Below are 16,439 nucleotides of genomic sequence, written 5' to 3'. Positions count from 1 at the left end.
CATAAGTTATTATGTGCTATACAATTAATTCATCTTGCATTAGAATTATTGCCTGTTTTTATATTAACTTAGGCTGTGGAATTTCATTATGAACTTGCATGAGTATCAATCTAAATATCTTTTTAAACAATATAATTTACCCGTACCAGAAGGGTACGTTTGTAACTCAATTGGTGAAATACAAGATACATTAGCTGAATTATCTTCAGGGACAGATACAGGCGCTTGGGTTGCTAAATGTCAAGTTCATGCCGGTGGGCGGGGTAAAGCCGGTGGCGTTATTTGTACTCAAAACTATAGTGAAATAAAGCAATTTGCTGAAAAATGGTTAGGGCAATATCTTGTTACTTATCAAACCTCTGGTAAAGGTCAGCCTGTTAATAAGATATTAATTGAAAAAGCGTCTAATATTCAGAAAGAACTTTATTTAGGGGCAGTGATTGATCGTAGCTCTAAACGTGTTGTGATTATGGCTTCGACCGAAGGCGGTGTTGATATTGAAAGTGTTGCTGAAAAATCACCTCACTTAATTTTTAAAACTTCACTTGATCCTTTAACCGGACCTTGTGCTTACCAAGGTCGTGAACTTGCTTTTAAATTGGGATTAACAGGAAAATTAGTTAATCAGTTTACAAAGTTGTTTGTTAATTTTGCAAAGCTATTTTTAGAAAATGATGTTTCATTGGCCGAGGTTAATCCATTAGTGATTACTGATTCAGATGAGCTGATTTGTCTAGATGCAAAAGTTATTTTAGATGATAATGCCATCTTTAGGCATCCTAACTTAAGTATTTTGAGAGATACAACTCAAGAGGATGAACGTGAATCAATCGCTGCAAAACAAGGTCTTAGCTATGTATCATTAAATGGTAATATTGGTTGTATGGTTAATGGTGCAGGTCTTGCTATGGCAACTATGGACATTATTAAATTGCATGGCGGTGAACCAGCTAACTTTTTGGATGTTGGTGGTGGTACTACAAAAGAGCGCGTTGCTGAAGCATTTAAACTGATATTATCTGATAAAAATGTGAAAGCGATTTTGGTCAATATTTTTGGCGGGATTGTACGTTGTGATTTAATCGCAGATGGTATTATTAGTGCAATTAAAGAAATCAGTCTTACGGTTCCTGTTGTTGTTCGTCTTGAAGGTAATAATGCGCAGATCGCCCGAGAAATTTTAGCTAAAAGTAAACTTAATGTTATTACAGCAGAAAGCTTAATAGATGCGGCTCAAAAAATTGTTGCTGTTGCCTAATAATAGGATGCGTGGAGAATAGCTAATATGTCAATTTTAATTAATAAAGAAACAAAAGTTATCTGCCAAGGATTTACTGGTAGTCAAGGCACTTTCCATTCACAGCAAGCGCTTGCCTATGGTACTAAGTTAGTCGGTGGTGTAACGCCAGGCAAAGGTGGTACAATCCATTTAGGTTTGCCAGTTTTTAACACTGTTAAGGAAGCGGTTAAGGCAACTGGTGCAACAGCAAGTGTTATTTATGTACCAGCAGCATTTGGTAAAGATTCTATTCTAGAAGCGATTGATGCGGGTATTAAATTAATTGTCTGTATTACGGAAGGTATTCCAATCTTAGATATGCTTGTGGTTAAAGAAAAATTGCAACTCAATGATGTTGTAATGATTGGTCCAAACTGCCCAGGTATTATTGTTCCTGATGAATGTAAAATAGGTATTATGCCAGGACATATTCACCGTGCAGGAAAAGTGGGAATTGTTTCTCGTTCTGGTACATTAACTTATGAAGCGGTCAAACAAACCACGGATATTGGTTTAGGTCAATCAGTGTGTGTTGGCATTGGTGGTGACCCTATTCCTGGTAGCGACTTTATTTCTATTTTAGCGTTACTTGAGCAAGATCCTAAAACTGAAGCCATTGTTATGATCGGCGAAATTGGTGGGAGTGCTGAAGAAGAAGCTGCTGAATATGTTAAAAAACACGTAACTAAACCTGTGATTGCGTATATCGCGGGGGTTTCAGCACCATCAGGCAAACGCATGGGGCATGCAGGTGCGATTATTTCAGGAAATAAAGGTACAGTGGCAGAAAAATCCAAAGCATTGCAATTTGCGGGAATTACAGTTGTAGCAAGTCTTACTGATATTGGTGATGCGGTAAACAAACGAATTAGGGGATAACCTTTTTTGATATATATCAATTTTTATTCTGTCATTATCGGTGTATAATAATCGCCAATAATGTAAAAATTTGAGAGCATTTAAGGATTAGGGAGCATTTATGTTAGATATAGTAGAACTTTCACGTCTCCAGTTTGCGCTCACAGCAATGTATCATTTTATTTTTGTACCATTAACGCTAGGTTTGGCGTTTATGCTAGCAATTATGGAAACGGTATACGTTGTTAGTGGTAAGCAAGTCTGGAAAGATATGACAAAATTTTGGGGTAAACTGTTTGGTATCAACTTTGCAGTAGGTGTTGCAACTGGTTTAACCATGGAATTTCAATTTGGTACTAACTGGTCTTATTATTCACATTATGTGGGTGATATTTTTGGTGCTCCGTTAGCCATTGAAGGTTTGATGGCATTTTTTTTAGAGTCAACCATGGTAGGTTTATTCTTTTTTGGTTGGGATAGATTAAGTCGTGGTAAACATTTAATGGTGACTTGGTGCGTGGCATTTGGTTCAAATTTATCCGCACTTTGGATCTTGGTTGCTAATGGATGGATGCAATTCCCAGTGGGTTCTGAATTTAACCCTATTAATTCACGCATGGAAATGACTAACTTTTTTGAGCTAATTACTAACACTGTTGCTCAATATAAATTTGTTCACACTGTTGTCGCAGGTTATCTAACAGGCGCTATTTTCGTTTTAAGTATTAGTTCTTATTATCTGCTTAAAAAACGTGATGTTCCCTTTGCAAAACGTTCTTTTGCTGTGGCGGCTATGTTTGGATTTATCATGTCGTTTGTTGTTGCTGTTATGGGTGATGAAGCAGGGCATGAGATGACAACCGTACAACCGGCAAAACTTGCTGCCATTGAAGCTGAGTGGGAAACTCAACCTGCGCCAGCATCGTTTAATGTTATTGCATTTCCATCACAAAAAAATAAAGAAAATTTATTTGCAATAGAGATCCCTTATGCAATGGGTATAATGACCACTCGATCACTTGACACTCAAGTGATAGGTTTAAAAGATATTTTAGCAAATAATGAAACAAGGATTCGTAATGGCATATTAGCCTATAGTAATTTGGAAAAAATCCAACAAGGTAATGAAGATCCTGCTGTACTTAAGGCTTTTGAAGATAATAAAGCTGATTTAGGTTATGGTTATTTAGTTAAACGCTTTACCGATCGTGATAATTTAACAATACCTGAAGCAACAGAAGAACATATTAAAGCGGCAACAGAAGACTCAATTCCTACTGTTGCGCCATTATTCTGGGCGTTTAGGATTATGGTCGGTCTCGGTGTGTTAATGATTCTTGGTACTGGACTTGCTTTATGGACAACTTATAAAAATAAAATTGGTGAAAAACGTTGGTTACATCGTTTATTAATTCTATTTTTACCGTTTCCTTGGTTAGCGTGTGAATCAGGCTGGTTTGTTGCAGAGTATGGACGTCAACCTTGGGCAATTCAGGATATTTTACCGACTGGAGTAGCAAATTCATCATTAACAGCAGGTGAAGTGTTATTCACAATGGTGCTTATTTGTGGCCTTTATACGCTGTTCTTAGTTGTTGAATTATTCTTAATGTTTAAGTTTGCCCGTTTAGGACCAAGCTCTTTAGGTACTGGTAACTATCATTATGAAAAAACACAATCGGTAATAGAATAGGGTATAGGAGTATACACAATGATTGATTACGAAATTGTACGCGTCATCTGGTGGGTGCTGATTAGTGTTGTTTTAATCGGCTTTGTTATCACGGATGGTTTTGATATGGGCGTCGGTATTTTATTACCGTTTATTGGTAAAACAGATACAGAGCGTCGTATTATGATTAATTCAATTGCTCCTCATTGGGATGGTAACCAAGTTTGGTTAATCACTGCCGGTGCTGGAATATTTGCCGCTTGGCCAATGGCATATGCTGTGTCATTTTCAGGCTTTTATATCGCGATGATTTTAGTGCTTTGTGCACTATTTTTTAGACCCATTGGTTTTGATTATCGCAGTAAATTAGAAAATTCAAAATGGCGCAATTTATGGGATGGTGGCATCTTTGTAGGTAGCTTTGTGCCTGCATTGGTTTTTGGTGTCGCTTTTGGCAACTTATTAGAAGGTGTTCCATTTAGATTTGATAACTCTTACCGTGTATTTTATGATGGTAATTTCTTCGGTTTGCTTAATCCTTTTGCGTTATTGACTGGCATTGTGAGCTTAATGTTATTTATTGCGCATGGCGGTGCATGGCTACAAATGAAAACATCGGGTGAACTTTATTTAAGAGCGAGAAAAGCTACACAAATTGCTAGTTTAGTAATGTTAATTACATTTGTTTTAGCTGGTGTTTGGGTGGTATTTGGTCTTCATGGCTATGCTGTTACTAGTGTGATTGATTATAATGCAGCATCTAATCCATTAACTAAAACAGTATCTATTGATACTTCGTGGTTAACCAACTATATGAATTATCCTATTTTGTGGATAGTACCTCTATTAGGTGTTGTATTTCCGCTGTTAACTATTCTTTTTTCTAGTTTAAATAAAAATGCGTTAGTATTTATTTCATCAGTATTAACCATTTTTAGTGTTTTATTTACCTATGGTATTGCAACCTTCCCATTTATTATACCTTCAAGCATTATGCCAAACGCAAGTCTGACAATATGGGATGCATCGTCAAGTCAATTAACACTTAATATTATGTTTGCCGTTGTTCTTGTATTTTTACCTATTGTTCTTTTATATACCATATGGACATATATTAAAATGTTTGGACGATTGGATAAGAATCATATTGAAAATAATAAACATTCTCTTTATTAAGGAACTATTATGTATTACATTTTATGGTGTATAGGACTTATTGCTGCCTGCATGTTATCAGTCGTAACTGGCTTATGGGTTGAGCGAGACAGTAGCGAAAAAGAGTCTAACATTAAATAATATTAATTAAAAATTAATGATAAGGGTGACAAATCGTCACCTTTTTAATTATTGGATATGAAAGTTAACAATAAAACACAAATGATAATTTTTTTCATTTGTGATTTTTTATATCATAGTGCAGCGAAATTTATATTCAGATATAATAGCACCAAATTTAATTAGTGCGGTTTGGATATGAGACAATTCGATTGGAATGCAAGAGTTTATTATGAAGACACAGATGCTGGTGGTGTAGTTTATCATGCTAGGTATCTTGCGTTTTTTGAACGAGCTAGGACCGAAATATTAAGACAACTTAATATTAGTCAACAAAAGTTACTACAAGAAGGTATTGCTTTTGTTGTCAAAAAGATGGATATTAGCTACCATTTTCCGGCTCGTTTAGATGATATGCTGATTATTAGCAGCAAGGTTGACCAAGTTCGCAAGGCGTCTATTATTTTTAAACAAACTATTTTTAATCAGAATAAACAAGTTATCAGCACAGCGGATGTTCTTATTGCTTGTGTGGATATCACTAAGATGAAGCCGTGCGGGCTTCCTAAGTTATTAGTTTTGGAGTTTATATAAGTGGAAAATCTGAATATTATTGATCTGTTTTTGCAAGCAGGTTTGTTAGTACAATGTGTTATGTTGCTGTTACTTACTTTTTCTGTTATGTCATGGGCAATTATATTTCAACGAACTAAGATTTTAAGTAAAGCTAAAAAACAAATTGAGCAATTTGATAATAACTTTTGGAATGCTGATGATTTGAATGTTTTATTTGATAAAGCGAAATTTCATAAAGAAGAAATTAGCGGTACAGAACATATTTTTTATTCAGGGTTTAAAGAGTTTTCTCGACTGTATCAAATTAACCCGAATATGGCTGAATCAGCTTTAGATGGTGCATCACGCTCTATGCGTTTGGCAATGAATCGTGAGCTTGATATTCTAGAATTGCATATTCCTTTTTTAGGTACAGTGGGTTCTATTAGTCCATATATCGGTTTGTTCGGTACTGTCTGGGGTATTATGCATGCATTTATTTCTTTAGGTGCTGTTAAGCAAGCCACTTTACAAATGGTTGCACCAGGAATTGCTGAAGCATTAATTGCAACTGCAATTGGTTTATTTGCTGCTATTCCTGCGGTGCTTGCTTATAATCGTTTGTCATTGGGTGTAAGCCGCATTGAACAAAGTTACCTTAACTTTATTGATGAGTTTTCTGCAATTTTACAACGCCAAGCAGTTGCTGTTAGGAAATAATTATGCGCAGACATTCACGTTATTCAACTAAAGCTGAAATTAATATAGTACCTTTACTGGATGTGCTATTAGTGCTAGTGCTTATTTTTATGGCCACAGCCCCAATTATTAGTCAAAGCGTTGAAGTTGATCTTCCAGAGGCATCGGAATCTAAAACGGTTTCGTCGTCAGAAAATAAACCAATCATCATTGAAGTATCCGATATTGGTGTATATGCACTAATTATTGATCAGGAGCGTCAAGCTAATTTACCACAAGAACAAATTGTTGCAGAAGTTAGACAACAGATGTTACTTAATGAAAAGGCTGTTTTTTTAGTTGGTGGGGCTAAAGATGTTCCATATGAAGAAATTATAAAAGCGTTGAATTTATTACAATCTGCAGGTGTTAAATCTGTAGGATTAATGACTCAACCAATTTAAATAATATAATATAACAAGATGTCAGCAATGTCTTATAAGTCAAATTCCAAATTAAGTATAGCTATTATAATATCCATTATATTACATGTGATTTTAATTATCATTTTGGGTTATCGAGCTATGTATAATGATGATGCTAACTATGGTAGTGTTAATGGAAATTCTATTGATGCTATTATGGTTGATCCTTCCGTCATGACTGAACAATATCAAAGACAATTAAAGTCACAGGTTAGTCAAAAACAAGCTGAGCAAAAGAGACAGCAACAAATAGATGAGCAGGCTCGGAAGCTACAAGAACAACAGCTTGCCCAAGAGCAGCGACTTAAAGAGTTAGAAAAAGAACGTCTAAAAGTAGAAGAGCTACAAAAGAAAGAAGCAGAGGCTGCACAAGCAGCACGCGTTGCAAGACAAAAAGAAGAAGATGCTCGCAAAGTTAAAGAACATTTAGAACAGCAAAGAAGACAAGCTGAAAAACAGCGTTTAGAACAACAGCAAGCAGAGTTGGCAAAACAAAAATTAGAACAAGAAGCTCGATTAAAAGCTGAGAGAGAATTACTAGATAAACAACGTGAAGAAAATTTGCGTAAAGAAAAAGAGCTAGCAGAGCAAAAAGCCGAACAAGAAGCTAAAGTGAAAGCTGAACAAGAATTTATCGAAAAGCAAAGAAGTGAAAATGAACGTAAACAAGCAGAACTAGCGAAGCAAAAAGAAGAACAAGAAAAAAAACAAGCCGCAGAAAAAGCTGCGGCAGATAAAGCAGCTGCCGAAAAAGCGAAACAAGCAGCACAAGCAAAAAAAGATAAAGAACTTGATAATTTGTTAGGTGGGCTTACATCGGGTACACCCAGTCCATCAAGCGGTGTAGCCAGCCGTAAAGGTGTTTCAGATGGAGAACTTGATAAATATAAATCTTTAGTTCAAACTGCTATTAGTAATAAATTTATTAATCCTAATAAATTATATAGTGGTCGGAATTGTGTATTAGAAATTCAAATTGCACCTGATGGTTTATTACTTAATGTTAGTGCGAAAGATGGTGATGAGGCATTATGTCGAGAAGCGCTTTCAGCAACTAAACAAGCTGTAATTCCAAAGCCTGCAAGTGCGTTTTATAATCAAGTAAAAACAATGACAATTGACTTCCAACCAAAATAATTTTTATACATAAACGCTATATTCCCTGAAAAATTTTTACAATAAATTATCAATATCTTCAAATGAAAATGTTGAAAACACATTAATGATCCCAATATATAGCCTATTCATTCCGAATCAAGTTATCTAAGTGAAAGAAGGAGCAAAACATGACAACTATTGTCAGTGTTCGTCGTGAAGGGCAAGTCGTTATCGGTGGTGATGGGCAAGTTACACTAGGCGAACGTATTATTATGAAGGGTAATGCCCGTAAAGTTCGTCGTTTATATAATAACAAAGTAATTGCAGGTTTTGCTGGTGGTACTGCTGATGCTTTTACATTATTTGAACTATTTGAGCGAAAACTAGAGATGCACCAAGGGCATTTAACTAAAGCTGCTGTTGAACTAGCTAAAGATTGGCGAACAGATAGAATGCTACGTAAACTTGAAGCACTACTTGCTGTTGCTGATGAAAGCGCATCATTGATTATTACAGGTACTGGCGACGTCATTCAACCAGAAGATGATTTAATTGCTATTGGTTCTGGAGGTCCTTATGCGCAAGCAGCGGCGCGTGCGCTATTAGATAATACTTCACTTTCTGCACATGATATTGTGCAAAAATCATTATCAATTGCTGGTGATATTTGTGTTTATACTAATAACTTCCAAACAATTGAAGAACTTAATTATTAATCCGATTTAAGAGAAATTTAACTATGTCTGAAATGACTCCTCGTGAAATTGTAAGTGAACTAAATCAACATATTATTGGACAAGAAAAAGCGAAACGTTCTGTCGCAATTGCGCTACGTAATCGTTGGCGTCGTATGCAACTAGATGAAACATTGCGTCATGAAGTTACGCCAAAAAATATACTGATGATTGGGCCAACGGGAGTTGGTAAAACTGAAATTGCAAGACGATTAGCAAAACTAGCACATGCACCATTTATTAAAGTAGAAGCAACTAAATTTACTGAAGTTGGTTATGTGGGTAAAGAAGTTGATTCAATTATTCGTGATTTAACCGATTCTGCGGTGAAAATGATCCGTCAGGAAGCGATTGAACGCAATCGTAACCGAGCCAAAGAATTAGCTGAAGATCGTATTTTAGATGTACTTGTACCACCAGCTAAAGACGGATGGGGGCAAGTTGAAGATAATAATTCAACAGCAAGACAAGCTTTTCGTAAAAAATTACGTGAAGGTTCACTTGACGATAAAGAGATAGAAATCGAATTAGCTGGTGTTAATATTGGTGTTGAAATTATGGCTCCTCCAGGTATGGAAGAGATGACAAATCAATTACAGTCGATGTTTCAAAATTTAGGTGGACAAAAGACTAAACCACGTAAAATGAAGATCAAAGATGCACTAAAACAACTTATCGAAGAAGAAGCTGCTAAATTGGTTAATCTTGATGAGCTTAAACATGAGGCTATTGAGGCAGTTGAACAAAATGGAATTGTCTTTATTGATGAAATAGATAAAGTCTGTAAGCGTGGTAACTCATCGGGACCAGATGTTTCACGTGAAGGTGTACAACGAGATCTTTTACCTTTGGTTGAGGGTTGTACTGTGTCGACTAAACATGGATCTGTTAAGACAGATCATATTTTGTTTATTGCATCAGGTGCTTTCCAAACAGCAAATCCATCTGATTTAATCCCTGAGTTACAGGGTCGGTTGCCAATTCGAGTTGAATTACAAGCACTAACAAGTGAAGATTTTGAGCGGATTCTAACCGAACCAAATGCGTCACTTACTGTTCAATATAAAGCGTTAATGGCAACGGAAGGTGTTAATATCGATTTTACTCCTGATGGTATTCGTAAAATTGCGGAATCAGCATGGCAAGTGAATGAACAAAATGAAAATATCGGTGCGCGCAGGTTGCATACCGTATTAGAACGCTTGATGGAAGAGGTTTCTTTTGAGGCCAGTGAACTTGGTGGACAAACAGTTACAATTGATGCTAAATATGTAGGTGATCATTTAGATAAACTTGTTGCAGATGAAGATCTAAGTAAGTTTATTTTATAAATAGCTCATCTTTTAGACTAGATATAAAAAGGTGAAGGTGATTTTTAATCAACTTCACCTTTTTATTATTATTTTCTTAGTAATTCACCTAAAAAATCTGCAGCCTTTGATTTGGAATTTGAATTATTTTTAGAATCATGGCTCTTTAATTTTTCATGGAGTTTGTCTAAACGCTCTTGTAATTTATCGCTTAGTGTATCGGTAATTAATTTACCTATATCGATTTGATAACGAAGATTAGCAAATTGGCCATAAATACGTAGTGGTATTGTTAACTTTTGCAGTTTTCCGATTTTTTCATTTTTACCGTTCCAGCCGCCGAGCAATTTTAAGTTCAAATTGACATCCAAATCCTGTTTTAATATTCCGATTCTTCCTGAACCATCAATGACATCAAGTGTTTCAGAATTAGCATTTAATGTCGACAACTCCAAATTACCTTTCTTCAAGTAAGCATTAGTCGAAATTTTATGAAATTCGGTGTATTTTTTTTGATTCTCAGGCGTCATGTCATCTTTTGAATATTGAGCTGCAGCATTTTGAATTATATTTTGAATATTCAAATTATTAAGTCTTGCATTAGTCACAACAATGGCAACATTGCCTTGCAAGTTAGTTAAAAGTTGGGAACCTGATAAGCTGTTACTCTCTAAATCCCCTGTAGCATTAAATAAACCTTCTAGATCATGAGCTGTATCTATCTGGTTAAAAAATTTATTTAAATCAATATTGCTTATTGTAGTATTAAGCTTCATTAGTGTGGTTTTTTGTTTGCCATTTGCTACACCAGTTGCAGCTATATGACCTTTAGCAAAATCAAAACTAATATTTTTGAATATTGCAATACCATTATTATTAGTCATATCAACGTCGATATTGTTTAATACTATTTTGTTGGCATTGAACTGTTTGATCTGTAATTTAGCTTTAGCATTAAAAGTATTTAGAAAGCTTAATTCATTATCGGTCTTTGTGATATTTGACACCACTGGTGAAGCTTGTTGGGTGGAAGGCTCGTTATTTGAGTTTTTATCTATTTTCAAAAACGAAGTGAGATCGATTTTATCCGAATTTAACTGTAAATCTATATACGGTTTATTTGCTAAATCAGCATTTATAACACCAGTAAAATGATTTTCATTAATTAAAAAAGATAAATTTTGGCTTTTTAGTAACATTGGAGATTGCCGATAGTTAAATACGCCACGAATGTTACCTTTTAGTTCTTTTGCTGAATTAGCGACACCTTTATAAATGAAATCTAACTTTTTTAAATCGATTATTGCTTGTTCTGGGAATTGATTTAAATCGACACATGCATGTACTAGATAAGATATATTTTGTTGATTTTTATCTATGTTTCCTTTTAAATCAATGGAAATATTTTTCTTATTATTTTGTTGTACTACTAGATTAATATTTCTAAAGTTAATTAAATCATCATTATGTTGTAATGCCACAGTACTATCAGTAACTTCAAATTTATTTAAGCTAAATTTCCAATTAGATGAAATTTTTTGACCTTTAGAATCAGTTGTTTTATTAGTGGTAGCATTAGATGGTGTTTTAGCTTCATTTCTTGCAATATTTCCTTTGCTTTTATCGGTAATGTTGATGATTGCAGATTTTATAAAAACATTTTTAACTGATAATTTTTTTGAGAAAAGAGGTAGTAATTCAACATCTAGTCTCATATTATCTGCCGTTAAAATGGGTTTTGGGGAATTGGTATCAGATAGCCTGACTGAATCAGTTAAAATACTCACTTGTGGCCATATATGCCAACGTAAATTACCATCAATAGATAATTCATAACCTGTTTTATCTTTTACTGTATCTGAAATAAATCCACGAAAGTTGTTAGGATCTACAAAAACAATAAGCGAAACAATACTAGCTGTGATAACTAAAATTAAAGCAAATAGAATAACCAATATTTTTTTGATCATATCAATGTTCCCTTATTAAGGTTATAAAACGTTAGTCTTTATCAATACGACTGGCGACAGCGCCATATTGGTCTTTATATTTTGCATTTTGTCTTCGATTGTATGGTCTTGCAGCAGGACCTGTTAGTGTTTCAAAACTAAGTGCTCCGATTGTCATTCCTGGTCTAAGTGCAAGTGGAATTTTTCCTGAATTGTAAAATTCTAATACAATTTTCCCCTGCCAACCGGGATCTATACGATGAGCTGTCACATGAACCATAAGTCCAAGTCTAGCGAGTGATGAACGTCCATCCAACCAACCAACTAAATCGTCAGGGATAGTGACTGATTCTAATGTTACAGCTAATGCTAATTCACCTGGATGCAAGTAAAAGGCATCACCTTCTGGTAACACTATTTCTTCGCTCATTACTCTTTCTAACGCTGCAGATACTTCTTCTTTTGGTCCACTTAAATCTATATATGGTGTGGTGTGCTCTCGAAATGTTCGAAATTGGTTACCTAATCTAACGTCAACAGTTGCACCATTAATGCAGCTCACCGTAGGTTGTGGAGTTATTTTTAATTTACCATTTTGTAGATATGCTTCAATATCTCGGTCGCATAATCTCATGGGTTACCCTTAATTCAGATTGTATCGTTTTATTCTAGCAGATTCTTTTAATTGCGTCGATGTTAGTCGTTTAAGGTTTTATCACCCATGCACGTCCATAGTGGTTATAGTAACCTGCTAATTTACCTGGTTCATCACCAACTCCTAGATAAAGGTCAAAATGTTGTCCTTTAATTGCTCCTCCTACATCAAGCGCAACCATTAAACGATTTTCTCGTCTACCACGATATTGCCCATCGTTATCAAGTAGAGGAACATCAACTAATACCACAGAACCAATTGGTACTATTGATTTATCAGATGCGATAGATGCATTGGCAACTAAAGGTACCTCAGCTGCTCCTCTTACTTCAGCGTTATATTGAGGTTTGAAAAAAACAAATGAGGGGTTTTGAATTAATAATTCTTTAAGTTCCTTTTCACTTTTATTTTTAGCCCAATCTTTAATAGCTTGTATCGATATTTTTTCTTTTTCGATTTCACCTTGCTCTACTAATAAACGTCCAATACTTGAATAGCTATGGCCATTTTTACCACCATAGCAGAAGAACACTAAAGGCGAATCATCTTCAAAATCAATATAAGCACTACCTTGTACTTCCATAATGAAGTTATCCATTAAAGAATTACTGTATGCTATTTCAAGACCTTTATCTTCAAGTGTACCATTATAAATTTGCTCACGATTTGGTAGTGGCTCTTCTATATTATTGGGCATTTTATAAATAGGATATTTAAATTCTGCGGTTGCTTGATGTCTTGCTTTGATTATCGGGGTGTAATAACCAGTCAAATGTACATTTCCATACCCATCTTGCCCAGACATTTCATAGCTATTAAGTCCAACTTTATTAAACTCATCTGTCCGCAAAGAACGATTAATCCAATCATCGATGGCTTTATAAATATGTTCATTTTTACGATACAAAGATGGTGATGATGATTTTATTTTGGCAATTTGAGTGATGTAGTTTGAAATATTAACCGGAATAGTTAATTGAGGGTAGCTTACATTAAGTGGTAAAAAAAGGTTTCCATCTTTATATTGTTGACCTTGTTTGATTGGTTTATTTGAATGGTTTTGGCTACTAGTTAAGAGGGATAAAATAAATAAAGTACATAAAACATAAAAACTATAATAGTGTTTTTTTTCTTTCATCTTGGTAAATAATTATAATTAAATTAAGTAATATAGTTATTTATGCTACACAATTCTATTATAAGAAACTACCAATAATTATGATGTAACCATAAAAATTTTTCATAAAGATTCAGCTTGCGATTTAACGTTAGAGACTTTATAGTCCTAAATTAAAAGAAATATTGGAACATTTTGAAAACTAAGGGTAATAAAAGCGATGAGCATTATATCCTCAAAGCATGATTTAAAGCGCAACCTTTCTAACCGTCATATTCAATTAATTGCAATCAGTGGAGCAATCGGTACTGGCTTATTTATGGGCTCGGGAAAGACAATTAGTCTTGCTGGGCCTTCTATTATTTTTGTGTATATGATTATTGGTTTTATCCTATTTTTTGTTATGCGTGCGATGGGGGAAATCCTTCTTTCTAATTTAAAGTACAAATCTTTTAGTGATTTTGCCAACGATCTGTTAGGCCCGTGGGCTGGTTTTTTTACTGGTTGGACTTATTGGTTTTGTTGGGTGATTACAGGAATTGCCGATGTTATTGCAATTGCTGGATATGCTCAACATTGGTTTCCTGAGCTACAATCTTGGATACCTATGTTATTGACGGTTGTATTACTATTGACCTTAAATCTATTGACAGTAAAAATGTTTGGTGAGACTGAGTTTTGGTTCTCAATGATTAAGATTATTGCGATTCTAGCACTAATAGGTATTGGACTCATACTTATTTTAACTGATTTCTATTCCGAACAAACTAATACCACAGCAGCGTTTTCGAATCTATGGAAATACGGCGGTTTTTTCCCCCATGGTACAATGGGATTTTTTGCTGGCTTTCAAATTGCTATTTTTGCTTTTGTGGGGATTGAATTAGTTGGTACAACGGCTGCAGAAACCGTCGATCCGAATAAAAATTTACCTCGTGCTATTAACTCTGTACCAGCGCGTATTATTTTTTTCTATGTTTTTGCTTTAATTATTATTATGAGTGTAACTCCATGGACGTTAATTTCTCCAAATAAAAGCCCGTTTGTTGAGTTATTTACTTTAATTGGTTTACCTGCTGCTGCAGGTGTTATTAATTTTGTAGTACTAACTTCAGCAGCATCTTCAGCCAATAGTGGTATTTACTCCACAAGCAGAATGCTATTTGGACTTGCTAAAAAGCAAGATGCGCCTGAGCCTTTTGGGAAATTATCAAGTCGTTCAGTACCGGCTAATGGGTTGCTATTTTCGTGCACTTGTTTATTGGGGGGAGTTGTTTTGATTTACTTGATACCTAATGTCATGGTGGCCTTTACTATAGTAACCACAATTTCGGCTATTTTATTTATGTTTATTTGGTCGATGATTCTTATTTCTTATATTGCTTATCGTCGTAAAAAAGTAACCTTGCATGAACAATCTCAATTTAAAATGCCTGGTGGGCTTTTGATGTGCGGCGTCTGTTTAGTTTTTTTTGCTTTTATGATCGTGTTACTCACTTTCGAGGCTGATACTCGCCAAGCATTAGTGGCAACACCTATTTGGTTTGTTATTTTAGGTGTAAGTTATTATATTCGATCCTTAAAACGTCAATAAATCTAAATTCAAACTGGCAGGGGGTACCTGCCAATATCATTATTACAATTATTGATATTTTTTAGTTCCTGGCCAGATGATACTGGCAATAATCCCTAAAGCTAGTATGCCTAAAACGACATAAAGACTTGTGCTTGGATCTATATCAATACCATATCCAAATAGATGGTTACTTGCATTTAAAGCTAATTTTCCAGCAATAAAAAAGAGCAAACAAATAACCGCTTTACCTAAGTGGACTAAATACTGTTTCATAGCTTGTAAAATAAAGTACATCGTTCTAAGACCTAAAATGGCAAAGATCATCGAGCTATAAACAATTAACGGTTCTTGGCTGACAGCAATCACCGCAGGAACTGAATCAAAGGCAAACATAACGTCACTTAGTTCAATTACAGCAATACATAAAAACAGTGGCGTTGCATAAAAAATACTTTTAGGTATTGTGCCAACTAAATTGCTGTTTTCAGGTTTTTTAAGCTCTGTATCAAGTTGTTTTTGTGTCAATAAAAAGTGATGACCGACAATTTTGGGGTAAGATGGGAAAATACGTTTGGCGATGCGAAAAGCAAAGTGATGTGAGTAATCTTTAATGTCTTGGTCATTATCTTGATTTTTAATCATTATTATTCCTGTGCCTGCAACTAATATTGAAAATATTAATTCCATCCAAGGACCTAAATATAATAAACCTGTACCTATTGCTACAAATATGGCGCGAAATATAATAGCTCCAATAACCCCCCAATAAAGTAAGCGATGACGATAATTATTTGGTACTGCAAACCACGAAAATATAGCCATAATCACAAACAAATTATCGACCGATAATGCTTTTTCAAGGACATAACCTGTAACAAATAAGCTAGCTATAGCACTACCGTGATGAAGATACAAATATAGTGCAAATCCCAATGCCATCATTATCCAAAATAGTGACCAAAGGATGGCATTGTTTAAACTGATAGGTTTATCGTTATGGTGAGCATATAAATCAATAATAATCGCTGCTAAGGCTAATCCAACAAAGACCAAAACGGTTTCTATTGGGAAACCTAATGAATTTTGAATCATAATTTTACTACCTAGTATTAAAAGTTATATGGAGTTAATTTTGATTTTTAGTTATGTTGAATTTTTCAATAGAACATAATTATAAAAGTGGTTGAGTATATATTGC

Annotated in this window: 16 protein-coding genes; 12 read left to right on the top strand and 4 right to left on the bottom strand. The window is 34.7% G+C overall.

From position 1 onward, the window contains the following. The first annotated feature begins 88 nt into the window (after nt 1–88). The 11 genes from sucC to hslU all read left to right on the top strand — a co-directional run bounded on the left by sucC (nt 89) and on the right by hslU (nt 9,965). Complete coding sequence (gene sucC, locus A9G22_RS10295) at nt 89–1,258, top strand: ADP-forming succinate--CoA ligase subunit beta (protein WP_065586902.1); 1,170 nt, start codon at nt 89–91, stop codon at nt 1,256–1,258. Nucleotides 1,259–1,285: 27 nt separating this feature from the next. Further along, nucleotides 1,286–2,158 (top strand): succinate--CoA ligase subunit alpha, encoded by an 873-nt coding sequence (gene sucD, locus A9G22_RS10290; protein WP_065586901.1) that lies wholly within the window; start codon nt 1,286–1,288, stop codon nt 2,156–2,158. A 100-nt stretch (nt 2,159–2,258) separates the two neighbouring features. Continuing rightward, a complete protein-coding gene (locus A9G22_RS10285) occupies nt 2,259–3,830 on the top strand; it encodes a cytochrome ubiquinol oxidase subunit I (RefSeq protein ID WP_075508831.1) in 1,572 nt (523 codons plus the stop codon). Nucleotides 3,831–3,848: 18 nt separating this feature from the next. Further along, nucleotides 3,849–4,985 carry a cytochrome d ubiquinol oxidase subunit II gene (cydB, locus tag A9G22_RS10280; protein WP_065586899.1) on the top strand — a complete coding sequence of 379 codons (1,137 nt, stop codon included), beginning with the start codon at nt 3,849–3,851 and terminating at the stop codon, nt 4,983–4,985. Nucleotides 4,986–4,994: 9 nt separating this feature from the next. Next, nucleotides 4,995–5,105: a cytochrome bd oxidase small subunit, CydX/CbdX family gene (locus A9G22_RS11175; protein WP_081296979.1), complete on the top strand. Its 111-nt coding sequence runs from the start codon at nt 4,995–4,997 to the stop codon at nt 5,103–5,105. 177 nt (nt 5,106–5,282) lie between these two features. Then, a complete protein-coding gene (gene ybgC, locus A9G22_RS10275) occupies nt 5,283–5,678 on the top strand; it encodes a tol-pal system-associated acyl-CoA thioesterase (protein ID WP_065586898.1) in 396 nt (131 codons plus the stop codon). Then, the gene (gene tolQ / locus A9G22_RS10270) at nt 5,679–6,359 is read left to right on the top strand and encodes a protein TolQ (protein WP_065586897.1); all 681 of its coding nucleotides are present in this window, start codon (nt 5,679–5,681) and stop codon (nt 6,357–6,359) included. Between the two features lie 2 nt (nt 6,360–6,361). After that, a complete protein-coding gene (gene tolR / locus A9G22_RS10265; protein WP_065586896.1) occupies nt 6,362–6,781 on the top strand; it encodes a colicin uptake protein TolR in 420 nt (139 codons plus the stop codon). Between the two features lie 27 nt (nt 6,782–6,808). Continuing rightward, nucleotides 6,809–7,939, top strand: a complete 1,131-nt coding sequence (tolA, locus tag A9G22_RS10260) for a cell envelope integrity protein TolA (RefSeq protein ID WP_065586895.1) — start codon at nt 6,809–6,811, stop codon at nt 7,937–7,939. Between the two features lie 149 nt (nt 7,940–8,088). After that, the gene (gene hslV / locus A9G22_RS10255; RefSeq protein ID WP_025316169.1) at nt 8,089–8,616 is read left to right on the top strand and encodes an ATP-dependent protease subunit HslV; all 528 of its coding nucleotides are present in this window, start codon (nt 8,089–8,091) and stop codon (nt 8,614–8,616) included. 23 nt (nt 8,617–8,639) lie between these two features. Then, the gene (gene hslU / locus A9G22_RS10250) at nt 8,640–9,965 is read left to right on the top strand and encodes an HslU--HslV peptidase ATPase subunit (RefSeq protein ID WP_065586894.1); all 1,326 of its coding nucleotides are present in this window, start codon (nt 8,640–8,642) and stop codon (nt 9,963–9,965) included. A gap of 68 nt (nt 9,966–10,033) precedes the next feature. On the opposite strand, the gene asmA is transcribed toward hslU, so the two are convergent. From asmA to mltA, 3 genes are all read right to left on the bottom strand, one after another. Next, nucleotides 10,034–11,914 (bottom strand): outer membrane assembly protein AsmA, encoded by a 1,881-nt coding sequence (asmA, locus tag A9G22_RS10245; RefSeq protein ID WP_075508830.1) that lies wholly within the window; start codon nt 11,912–11,914, stop codon nt 10,034–10,036. Between the two features lie 31 nt (nt 11,915–11,945). Further along, a complete protein-coding gene (gene dcd / locus A9G22_RS10240; protein ID WP_065586892.1) occupies nt 11,946–12,527 on the bottom strand; it encodes a dCTP deaminase in 582 nt (193 codons plus the stop codon). A 70-nt stretch (nt 12,528–12,597) separates the two neighbouring features. Continuing rightward, a complete protein-coding gene (gene mltA, locus A9G22_RS10235; protein ID WP_065586891.1) occupies nt 12,598–13,686 on the bottom strand; it encodes a murein transglycosylase A in 1,089 nt (362 codons plus the stop codon). 199 nt (nt 13,687–13,885) lie between these two features. Between mltA and cycA the strand changes: the two genes are divergently transcribed. After that, complete coding sequence (gene cycA, locus A9G22_RS10230) at nt 13,886–15,259, top strand: D-serine/D-alanine/glycine transporter (RefSeq protein WP_065586890.1); 1,374 nt, start codon at nt 13,886–13,888, stop codon at nt 15,257–15,259. Between the two features lie 48 nt (nt 15,260–15,307). Here cycA and A9G22_RS10225 read toward each other — a convergent pair whose 3' ends face one another. Next, the gene (locus A9G22_RS10225) at nt 15,308–16,333 is read right to left on the bottom strand and encodes a TerC/Alx family metal homeostasis membrane protein (protein ID WP_065586889.1); all 1,026 of its coding nucleotides are present in this window, start codon (nt 16,331–16,333) and stop codon (nt 15,308–15,310) included. Nucleotides 16,334–16,439: the final 106 nt, after the last annotated feature.

This window comes from Gilliamella sp. App2-1, assembly GCF_001690255.1.
Lineage (GTDB): Bacteria > Pseudomonadota > Gammaproteobacteria > Enterobacterales > Orbaceae > Gilliamella > Gilliamella apicola_G.
The sequence above is the reverse complement of the archived record's forward strand: the minus strand, read 5'-3'. Positions and strand labels throughout refer to the sequence as shown.

Coding starts and splice junctions, on each gene's coding strand:
- sucC (WP_065586902.1), top strand. CDS start 89: ATGAACTTGCATGAGTATCAATCTAAATATCTTTTTAAACAATATAAT.
- sucD (WP_065586901.1), top strand. CDS start 1,286: ATGTCAATTTTAATTAATAAAGAAACAAAAGTTATCTGCCAAGGATTT.
- A9G22_RS10285 (WP_075508831.1), top strand. CDS start 2,259: ATGTTAGATATAGTAGAACTTTCACGTCTCCAGTTTGCGCTCACAGCA.
- cydB (WP_065586899.1), top strand. CDS start 3,849: ATGATTGATTACGAAATTGTACGCGTCATCTGGTGGGTGCTGATTAGT.
- A9G22_RS11175 (WP_081296979.1), top strand. CDS start 4,995: ATGTATTACATTTTATGGTGTATAGGACTTATTGCTGCCTGCATGTTA.
- ybgC (WP_065586898.1), top strand. CDS start 5,283: ATGAGACAATTCGATTGGAATGCAAGAGTTTATTATGAAGACACAGAT.
- tolR (WP_065586896.1), top strand. CDS start 6,362: ATGCGCAGACATTCACGTTATTCAACTAAAGCTGAAATTAATATAGTA.
- tolA (WP_065586895.1), top strand. CDS start 6,809: ATGTCTTATAAGTCAAATTCCAAATTAAGTATAGCTATTATAATATCC.
- hslV (WP_025316169.1), top strand. CDS start 8,089: ATGACAACTATTGTCAGTGTTCGTCGTGAAGGGCAAGTCGTTATCGGT.
- hslU (WP_065586894.1), top strand. CDS start 8,640: ATGTCTGAAATGACTCCTCGTGAAATTGTAAGTGAACTAAATCAACAT.
- asmA (WP_075508830.1), bottom strand. CDS start 11,914: ATGATCAAAAAAATATTGGTTATTCTATTTGCTTTAATTTTAGTTATC.
- dcd (WP_065586892.1), bottom strand. CDS start 12,527: ATGAGATTATGCGACCGAGATATTGAAGCATATCTACAAAATGGTAAA.
- mltA (WP_065586891.1), bottom strand. CDS start 13,686: ATGAAAGAAAAAAAACACTATTATAGTTTTTATGTTTTATGTACTTTA.
- cycA (WP_065586890.1), top strand. CDS start 13,886: ATGAGCATTATATCCTCAAAGCATGATTTAAAGCGCAACCTTTCTAAC.
- A9G22_RS10225 (WP_065586889.1), bottom strand. CDS start 16,333: ATGATTCAAAATTCATTAGGTTTCCCAATAGAAACCGTTTTGGTCTTT.